Raw genomic sequence first — 8,580 nt, forward strand, 5'->3', positions numbered from 1 at the left:
GACCCGGCGGTGGCGGCGCTGCGGCGGGCGGGCGCGTTGCGCGCGGAGGCGCTCTCCGGAGGTGTGCGTTGTCCCTGATCGACAATCTGGCCCGGCTGGAGGCGACGACCACCGGTCGTGCCCGGCCGCGCGCGACCGTGCGGCACCGGCATCTCTCCGAGCGGCCCCTCGTCTTCGTGCCGCTCACCACCGCCGGTGAGGCGGGCGCCCCGCTCGGCGCCCTGATCGGCACCGAGCGCACGTCGCCGCGCCTGCTCACGGTGCCCCAGCCCCGCGACCGCGACCTGCGCTTCGCCTTCCTGGCCCGGCTCGCCGAGATCCTCCTGCCGTACGTGGAGTCGTACGAGGGCGACGTCGAGGCGGCCGAGCGCACGGAGGCCGACCCGGAGACCGGCAAGCGCGTCAAGGTCGAGGTCGAGCTGTGCGCGGACGCGCCGCAGCTCATCGTGCCGAGCCGCGCGGGCGTCGAGTTCGTGCGGCTGCTCGGCCGTTCGATGCGGTTCCGGCGGACGGCCGAGCAGGATCCGGACGCGCCGTATCCCGCGCCCCCGCGCGTGCCGCTGCTCGGGCGCTGGCTCACGCACTTCGGCGAGCGTTCCCGGGTGCCGGGCTCGTCGCTCCTGCTCGCCATGACCGACCTGCTGTCGCGGCACTGGGCGACCGGCCAGTCCTCCCTGGAGGAGCAGCACTTGGGCGCGCTCCTCGCGTGGATCGAGGCGCCCGAGGGCGTCTCGGGCGCGGACGCGGCGCTCCGCGCGGAGCTGGCGCGGGACACCGACGGGCAGTTGCTGTGCCCGCCCGCCGGGCCCGCCACGGACCCGGCGTTCGACAACCAGCTCCTGGCCCCGGCCATCGAGCGGTACGACCGCGCGCGTACGGCACTCGCCGCCGCCGCTGACGGTGTCGAGGCGGACGGTCTGCTCGCCTCCCTCGCCGCCGCCGAGCGGGAGATCGACGCCCTGGTGGAGAGCCGCACGCGCCCCACCTGGGACGCGGTGTGGCGCGGCCTGGACGCGCTGTGCACGCTGCCCGAGGCGCCGCACGCGATCGACCGGTGGCGCGGTGACCGCTGGTCCTTCACCGGCCACCGCGACCGCGTGGCCGCGGGCGAGCCGCCGCAGCCGCGCGTCGACGACGCGGTCACCGCGGCGAACAAGCTCGGCACCCGCGAGCGCGAGCAGGCCCGCCTGGACGCCCAGGAGGCTCTGGACGATCCCTTGGTGATGGCCGGGCGGCGGCTCGCCGGCGAGGCGTTCGCCGGGGAGGTGACCGACGTCGTCATGGCCTACAGCGAGGGCCGCTCGCCCCGGCCGCGCCCGGTCGTCACCGTGCGCACGGGCGACCGGCCGCATCTGGACGCGGGCGTGCGGGTGTACCGCTCCCTCGAAGGCAAGCCGCAGGCCGCGCAGTTCGTGACGTACGACGCCGACGGAGGCGTGGTCCTCCGGCTCCTGGACAAGATGGGGCGGGCCAAGGAGGCCGAGCCCGGTTCCGTGCCGGAGGTGGGCGACCGGTTGTGCTGGACGCTCTTCGAGCACGAGCAGCGGGGCGGGCCCCGGCTGCCCGACCCCGAGGACACGCCGTGGACCCACGGAGGGCCGCCGGAAGGCGCGGTGAGTGTGGGCGCCCCCGGTGAGCGGCCGGATCCGGTGACCTCGGAGGACCTTCTGTGAGTACGACCGCCTTCGATCCCGCGGCCGCGGCCGCGCGGGCCACCGACGCGATCCTGCGCGACACGCTGCACGGCGCGCACCGGGGTGTCGTCGTGGACTCGCCGCCCGGCGCCGGCAAGTCCACGCTCGTCGTGCGCGCCGCGCGCGAACTGGCCGCCGCGGGGCGGCCCCTGATGGTCGTCGCCCAGACCAACGCCCAGGTCGACGACCTCGTCCTGCGCCTCGCCGAGAAGGATCCCGAGCTGCCCGTCGGGCGGCTGCACAGCAGCGACTCCGACCCGTACGACAAGGCGCTCGACGAGCTGCCCAACGTACGCAAGTCCGCGAAGGCAGGCGATCTCGCGGGGCTCGACGTCGTCGTGTCCACCGCCGCGAAGTGGGGGCACGTCAAGGGCGTCGAGCCCTGGCGGCACGCCATCGTCGACGAGGCGTACCAGATGCGGTCGGACGCGCTGCTCGCCGTCGCCGGGCTCTTCGAGCGGGCCCTGTTCGTCGGCGACCCGGGGCAGCTGGATCCCTTCGCGATCGCCGAGGCCGAGCAGTGGGCGGGGCTCGCGTACGACCCCTCCGCCAGTGCCGTGACCACGCTGCTCGCGCACAATCCCGAGCTGCCGCAGCACCGGCTGCCGGTGTCCTGGCGCCTGCCCGCGTCCGCCGCGCCGCTGGTGTCCGACGCGTTCTACCCGTACACGCCCTTCCGGAGTGGTACGGGGCACGGGGACCGGTCGCTGAACTTCACTGTCCCGTCGGACGGTTCGGGCCCCGACAAGGTCATCGACGAGGCGGCGGCCTCGGGCTGGGGGCTGCTGGAGCTGCCCGCCCGGCACACTCCGCGTACGGACCCGGAGGCCGTGCACGCGGTCGCCCTCGTGGTGCGGCGGCTGCTGGACCGGGGCGGGGTCGCGACGTCCGAGCGGTCCGAGGCGCCCGCGCCGCTGACCGCCGAGCGGGTCGCGGTGGGCACCGCGCACCGGGATCAGGCCGCGGCGGTGCGGGCCGCGCTCGCCTCGCTCGGTGTCGTGGACGTCACCGTGGACACCGCCAACCGGCTCCAGGGGCGGGAGTTCGACGTGACCGTCGTGCTGCACCCGCTCTCCGGGCGGCCGGACGCGACGGCGTTCCACCTGGAGACGGGGCGGTTGTGCGTGCTTGCCTCGCGGCATCGGCACGCGTGCGTCGTGGTGTGCCGGGCGGGGGTGGGCGCGCTCCTCGACGACCACCCGTCGACGGAGCCCGTCCAACTGGGCGTCACCGTCAAGTTCCCCGACGGCTGGGAGGCCAACCACGCAATCCTGGCCCGCCTGTCTGAGCACCGCGTCCCCTGGCACCCCTAGCCCGACCTGGGGCGCCCCACCCCTCACCCCACCGCCGACCTGGGGATACCCCTCCCCCCACATACCCGCACCGCCGGCCTGGGCTGTGCCCACCCGTTCCGCCGGCCCCGCCCCACAACCGAACAACAGGCGAGACAGCACCCCCCACAAACGGAAAGGAGCAGCAGCCGCGCGGACGTCTTGCGGGACAGGGGACAATGGATGCGGCCACGCGGCGTACGAACGAGAGGACAACGACATGGCGGAGCCCTCGCGGCCCCGGTCCAGCCAGCGCATGCGCCCCGCACCGCTCCTCTTCGAGCCCGCGGAAGCCGCCGCCGACCCCGAGCACTTCTTCGACCTGGAGTCGATGGACGACCCGCGCGAACTGCTCGCCCGGGCCACCGAGTTGACCCTGGCCTTCCGGGCCGCCACCGACCGCTCCGTCGAGTTCCAGGCCATCGCCGCCGCCCAGCTCGCCGACCCGCGCCGCTTCGACCGCCTCACCACGGCCGCCATCGCCGAGCGCGCCCAGTGGACCGAGGACTACGCGAAGAAGATGATCGAGTTCGGCCGCGAGCTGATGCGTGCCGATTCCGGCGCGACGGACCCCGGGCCCCAGGCCCCCCACTGAGTCGCACCCGCCAACGAGACCCTGCGGCATATGCCGGACAGGGCGGCAAGGTACCTCACAACAGCCCCCACCGCCCCCGTTTTCCGCAACTCTGTGAGACCAGACACTCACCACCGGTAGATGTAGTGGACATGAGCACCCTCCCCCACCACACCGCCACCGCCACTGCCACCGCGGCCACCGTCCCCGCCAACGCCTGCGACGTCACCCCCGCGGGCGCAGCCTGGCTAGCCTCTGCTGAAACGTATCCGCAGAGCCTGCTCACCGACTGGCGGGCGCGCCCCACCGCCCCGGCCGTGCTGTCGTGCGGAACCGTCTTCGACGTCGTGAGCGTGCCCGCCGTCTTCGGGCGGCAGATGGTGGACCGGTTATGGCACGAGGGCCCCGGCTCGGGCCCCGTGGCCGCGCACCGCGGCCGCATGCTGCTCTTCGCGACCCCCGGCACGGCCCGCCGGCTGCCCTCGCTCCTGGCATGGGAGGAGTGGGCCCGGGCCGTACCCTCGCTGCTCTGCCACGGCCCGGGCGACGCGGTCACCGTGCCGCCCCTCTCGCCCGGGCAGCACCCCGGAGACCAGCTCGGATCGCGCTGGCTGGTGGCCCCCGGCAGCCGCCGCCCGTGGCTCCCGGGCCCGGATGTGGTGCTCTGGGCCTGCGTCCGCGCGGCCAGGGCGGCGACCAGCCCTGCAGTGCGTATATCGATTTTTCCCCGCGGCGATCAGAGTGCTAAGGTCTACGACGTCAGCAGGCGCCGCTAGCTCAGTTGGTTAGAGCAGCTGACTCTTAATCAGCGGGTCCGGGGTTCGAGTCCCTGGCGGCGCACGACGGCGATGGCGAGGTGTGTCCACGGAAAGCGTGGACCTCCTCGCCATCGTGTTTTCTGCGCGGCTTCGCCGCGCGTTGTGGGGGCTTCGCCACCCACACCCCCCTTGGGTCGGCCCGGGCCCCCGGAGTCACGCAGGCGTGATCTTGACCGTCCAAGCCCCCGAAGCCGTCCGGTCCTCCACCTCGATACGCACTCCCTCCTCGGGCACCGTGAAGCTCTCCCCCACCCGCACCGGCGCGTCCGCGAGCGGCGGGTACACCGACTCGTTGCCGCACGCGGCCGAGTCGGGGTGGGCGTCGATCACCTCGATGGGCCCCCGGCCCGAGGCCGTCTCGTTGCGGACGCGGTAGGCGAGCACGCCCTCGCTGCACGTCGCCCGGTCGTTGCCCAGGGCGCCGCGGGCCTCGATGGCGACCGCGCTGCCCCGGCCGGTACGCACGACCGCCAGCTTGGTGGCGGTCGTACCGCTGCGGGCCGGGGGCGCGGAGAGCGGATCCAGGGTCAGCCGGCGCGGACCGCCCGCCACGCACACCACCTGCCGCGGCGCCAGCCAGCCCAGCTTCCACTTGTGCCAGCCGAACAGCTCGGGGGCCAGGCCGAACTGGCTGCCCATGACGTCCCAGTCGCCGACATGGGTGTCCCAGTCGCCCTTGCCGTCCGTGGGGCGGTGGTAGAGGTCCGGCAGGTCGAAGACGTGGCCCGTCTCGTGGGCCAGCACGTTGCGGTCCGGCGGATGGCGTTCGAAGACCGTGACGATGCGGCGGATCGGCGTGCCGTCCGCGTGCATCGGGTGGTCGAAGTTCACGACCTTCGTCGCGTCGGAGTTCACGCCGGGGGCGTCCGGATCGGCCACGAAGTAGACGACGTCGTACGCCGAGAAGTCCACGTACGGATCCGCCGCCGCCACCGCGTCCCGCAGGTAGGCGGCGCGGCGCTGCGGGCTCCAGTCCCGCTCTATGGCGTACGCCATCGAATCCTCCGGCATTTCCACCCATTCGTGTTGCGGGTGCGGGCGCAGCGTGAACCTTCCGTAGGAAGCTCGCTCGAAGAACTCGCTCGTGGCCGGGAAGTAGTCTTCCGCCAGCTCGTCGGGGGTCGTCCGTGGCGGGGAGTCCGGGAAGGACAGGAAGACCATGACGGCGTCGAGGGCGCGGGACGGCCGCGGATAGGCGGCGTTCCAGGTGTCAAGGCCCTCCGAGTGGTGTGCGGGCGTGCGGCGCAGCGCGCACGGGCCCGCCGTGCCGTGGGCGATCGCCGGTCCCGCGACCAGTGAGGTGGCGGCCAGGGCGGTCAGGCAGGTGAAGAGGATTCCCGCGGTACGCAGGCGCGGCCACTCCCCTCCACGGGTGAGCATCCAAGGGGGGAGCTGACGCTCCACGTCGACCTCCGGGTGCGGAATGCGAGACACCCCACCCACCCTGTGATGTTTTGTTGAACTTCGCCCAGTTTGTCTGACCCGGCCGAGTGACGAACGGCCAGGATGCGACACTCCGACCGCTCACCGACCGTCACAAGCGGTCCGGCCGCAGATAAGCCCGTACAGGGCCGAGCAGAAACGATCTGCCGGGAGCCCCGGAAGCCCCCTTTCGCGGTGCCACGGCTGGAACGCCCGGACGGCCTGCCTCTATGATCGGCACACTTTCGCGGCCCCGTCGGCCGCCCGCCAACCGGCCGGCCGCCTCACCAGACCCGCCAGGATTCGGGGCCCATCGACCTGCTCGACATCAATTGCACTGCGGGAGCAAGCGGTGAACGGAACCTCTCAAGGGCCGACCGCCACAGCGGTCGCAGCACACGGCCGCGCCCGGCCTGCCGTCACGGAGCGTCACCAACCGGGCCCGACCGGCCCTCTCGTCCAGTACACCGCCGACTACCACGCCGCCTTCGCCGCGGCCCCCCTGGCCCTCGCCGTCGTGGACCGCGAGGGCCTGGTCGTCAGCGCCAACGACGCGCTGGCCGAGCTGCTCGGCGCCGACCCCGCCGACCTCACCGGCCGCGTCGCCGCCGACCTGGTGGACCTCACGTCCGACACCCGCACCTGGCACGCGTACCGCGAGGTGCTCCGTGGCCGGCAGGCCAAGCTGCGCTGCACCCGGCGGCTGAAACACCCCGACGGGCACTCGCTGTGGACGCAGATCACCGCGTCCCCACTGCCCGGCGGCAGCGAGCGGTACGGCGCGGGCGCGGTCCTGCTCGCCGCCGCCGACATCAGCGCGCGCCGGGATCTGCAGGCCCGGCTGCGGCATCTGCAGATGCACGACCCGGTGACCCGGCTGCCCAACCGCGCGCTGTTCTTCGAGCGGCTCGCGACGGCGCTGGAGGCGGGCGCGTACGACGACACGAGCACCGGCCGGATCGGCGTGTGCTATCTGGACCTGGACGGCTTCAAGGCCGTCAACGACACCCTCGGCCACCGCGTCGGCGACCGGCTGCTCGCCGCCGTCGCCGAGCGGCTGACCGCGCTCGCCGACGAGGCCGGGTACGGCAGGGCGTCGGCGCCCCTGGTCGCGCGGCTCGGCGGGGACGAGTTCGCGTTGCTCGTGGAGGACTCCATGGGCACGGATCAGCTCACCGAGCTCGCCGAGACGACCCTGCGGGCGCTCCAGGAGCCCTTCGACCTGGCCGGGCAGCGGCTGTCCCTCTCGGCCTCCATCGGCGTCGTCGAGCGGCGCGCCGCCGGCACCACGACCACCGGCCTGATGCAGGCCGCGGACACCACGCTGTACTGGGCCAAGGCCGACGGCAAGGCCCGCTGGACGCTGTTCGACCCCGAGCGCAACGCCCACCGCATGACCCGGCAGGCGCTGGCCAGTTCGCTGCGTCCCGCCGTCGAGCGCGACGAATTCGTCCTGGACTACCAGCCGTTGGTGGGCCTGGACGGCGGCGGCGTGCGCGGGGTCGAGGCGCTGGTGCGGTGGCAGCATCCGCAGTTCGGGCTGCTCACGCCGAATCGGTTCATCGGACTTGCTGAAGAAGACGGCTCGATCGTGCAGCTCGGCCGCTGGGTGCTGCGGACCGCCTGCCGGCAGGCCCGGCGCTGGCAGCTCGAACACCCCGACCGGGAACCGCTGTTCGTGAGCGTCAACGTCGCCGTCCGCCAGGTGTGGGACTCCGACCTGGTCGCGGACGTCGCCGAGATCCTCGCCGAGACGGGCCTGCCGCCGCGGCTGCTGCAACTGGAGCTGACCGAGTCCGCGGTCATGGGCTCCGCGGGCCGCCCGCTGCAGGCCCTGCAGGCGCTCAGCGACATGGGCGTACGCATCGCCATCGACGACTTCGGCACGGGCTACTCCAACCTCGCCTACCTCAGCCGGCTCCCGGTCTCCGTCCTGAAGCTGGACGGCTCCTTCGTCCGCGGCTTCCAGTACGACGAGGGCGAGTACGGCGAGGCCGCCGCGCACATCAACCCCGCCGACGAGGTGATCGTCGAGGCGCTGGTGCAGCTCGCCCACCGTCTCGGGCTCACCGTCACGGCGGAGTGCGTGGAGACCTCCGGGCAGGCGGAGCGGCTGCGCAGGATCGGGTGCGACACCGGGCAGGGGTGGCTGTACTCGCGGCCGGTGGCGGCGGATCGTATCTCCGTACTTCTCGACGGACCGCACGAGGACGAGGGCGCGTGACGCGTACGGTCACGCCCCCGCACGCTCCGGCTCGTCGCGTGCCGTCACGCACGCCTCGACGAAGTCCCGCACCACCTGCGGGACTTCGGTGCCCCGGGCGCGGGCCACACCGATCCCGCCGGGGCTGACGCCGCGCACCGGACGGCAGGTCACGTCGGGGCGGCGGCAGGAGCGGGCGGTGGCCTCGGGGGTGAGGGAGACGCCGTGACCGCCCGCTATGGCGGTCAGCCACGCGTCGGCGGTGGGGGCGACGGCGCCGATCTTCGCCGGGCGGCCGTCCCGTTCGTCGGCCGCGAGCCAGTAGTCGCGCCACCAGCCGGCCTCCGGCGGGGCGGCGACGAAGGGCTCGTCGAGCAGCTCGGCGAAGTCGACCTCCGCCCGGCGGGCCAGGCGGTGCCCGGCGGGCAGTGCCACCCAGCGCTCCTCGGTGAGCAGCACGTCGATGTCGAGGGCCTCCTGGCCGGGGAACGGCAGCCGCAGCAGCGCCGCGTCGGCCGTGCCGCCCGCGAGGCCCGCC

7 protein-coding genes and 1 tRNA gene are annotated in these 8,580 nt (G+C 73.8%); 6 read left to right on the top strand and 2 right to left on the bottom strand.

The window, feature by feature from the left end:
* Positions 1 to 68 precede the first annotated feature (68 nt).
* The 5 genes from STRAU_RS05285 to STRAU_RS05300 all read left to right on the top strand — a co-directional run bounded on the left by STRAU_RS05285 (position 69) and on the right by STRAU_RS05300 (position 4,439).
* Complete coding sequence (locus STRAU_RS05285; RefSeq protein WP_016639212.1) at positions 69 to 1,673, top strand: hypothetical protein; 1,605 nt, start codon at positions 69 to 71, stop codon at positions 1,671 to 1,673.
* Complete coding sequence (locus tag STRAU_RS05290) at positions 1,670 to 3,007, top strand: AAA domain-containing protein (protein ID WP_016639213.1); 1,338 nt, start codon at positions 1,670 to 1,672, stop codon at positions 3,005 to 3,007. Before STRAU_RS05285 ends, STRAU_RS05290 begins: the two co-directional genes overlap by 4 nt.
* 238 nt (positions 3,008 to 3,245) lie before the next feature.
* Entirely contained in the window at positions 3,246 to 3,620 is a 375-nt protein-coding gene (locus STRAU_RS05295) for a hypothetical protein (RefSeq protein WP_037657666.1), read from the top strand.
* A gap of 131 nt (positions 3,621 to 3,751) precedes the next feature.
* Positions 3,752 to 4,375: a bifunctional DNA primase/polymerase gene (locus tag STRAU_RS39560; protein ID WP_259299829.1), complete on the top strand. Its 624-nt coding sequence runs from the start codon at positions 3,752 to 3,754 to the stop codon at positions 4,373 to 4,375.
* Positions 4,366 to 4,439: transfer RNA gene (locus STRAU_RS05300), tRNA-Lys, on the top strand. Before STRAU_RS39560 ends, STRAU_RS05300 begins: the two co-directional genes overlap by 10 nt.
* A gap of 131 nt (positions 4,440 to 4,570) precedes the next feature.
* On the opposite strand, the gene STRAU_RS05305 is transcribed toward STRAU_RS05300, so the two are convergent.
* Positions 4,571 to 5,851: a M6 family metalloprotease domain-containing protein gene (locus tag STRAU_RS05305; RefSeq protein ID WP_259299830.1), complete on the bottom strand. Its 1,281-nt coding sequence runs from the start codon at positions 5,849 to 5,851 to the stop codon at positions 4,571 to 4,573.
* 340 nt (positions 5,852 to 6,191) lie between these two features.
* On the opposite strand from STRAU_RS05305, the gene STRAU_RS05310 reads away from it, so the two are divergent.
* Positions 6,192 to 8,063 carry a putative bifunctional diguanylate cyclase/phosphodiesterase gene (locus STRAU_RS05310; RefSeq protein ID WP_016639217.1) on the top strand — a complete coding sequence of 624 codons (1,872 nt, stop codon included), beginning with the start codon at positions 6,192 to 6,194 and terminating at the stop codon, positions 8,061 to 8,063.
* Between the two features lie 9 nt (positions 8,064 to 8,072).
* On the opposite strand, the gene STRAU_RS05315 is transcribed toward STRAU_RS05310, so the two are convergent.
* Positions 8,073 to 8,580, bottom strand: a 508-nt coding sequence (locus STRAU_RS05315; RefSeq protein WP_037657667.1) for a LysR family substrate-binding domain-containing protein, incomplete at its 5' end; no start/stop codon positions are given.

Origin of the sequence: Streptomyces aurantiacus JA 4570, from assembly GCF_000414115.1 — a bacterium.
Classification (GTDB): domain Bacteria; phylum Actinomycetota; class Actinomycetes; order Streptomycetales; family Streptomycetaceae; genus Streptomyces; species Streptomyces aurantiacus_A.

What these genes read in the sequence shown, in the direction of transcription:
- STRAU_RS39560 (WP_259299829.1), top strand. Translation starts at nt 3,752, where the DNA reads ATGAGCACCCTCCCCCACCACACCGCCACCGCCACTGCCACCGCGGCC.
- STRAU_RS05295 (WP_037657666.1), top strand. Translation starts at nt 3,246, where the DNA reads ATGGCGGAGCCCTCGCGGCCCCGGTCCAGCCAGCGCATGCGCCCCGCA.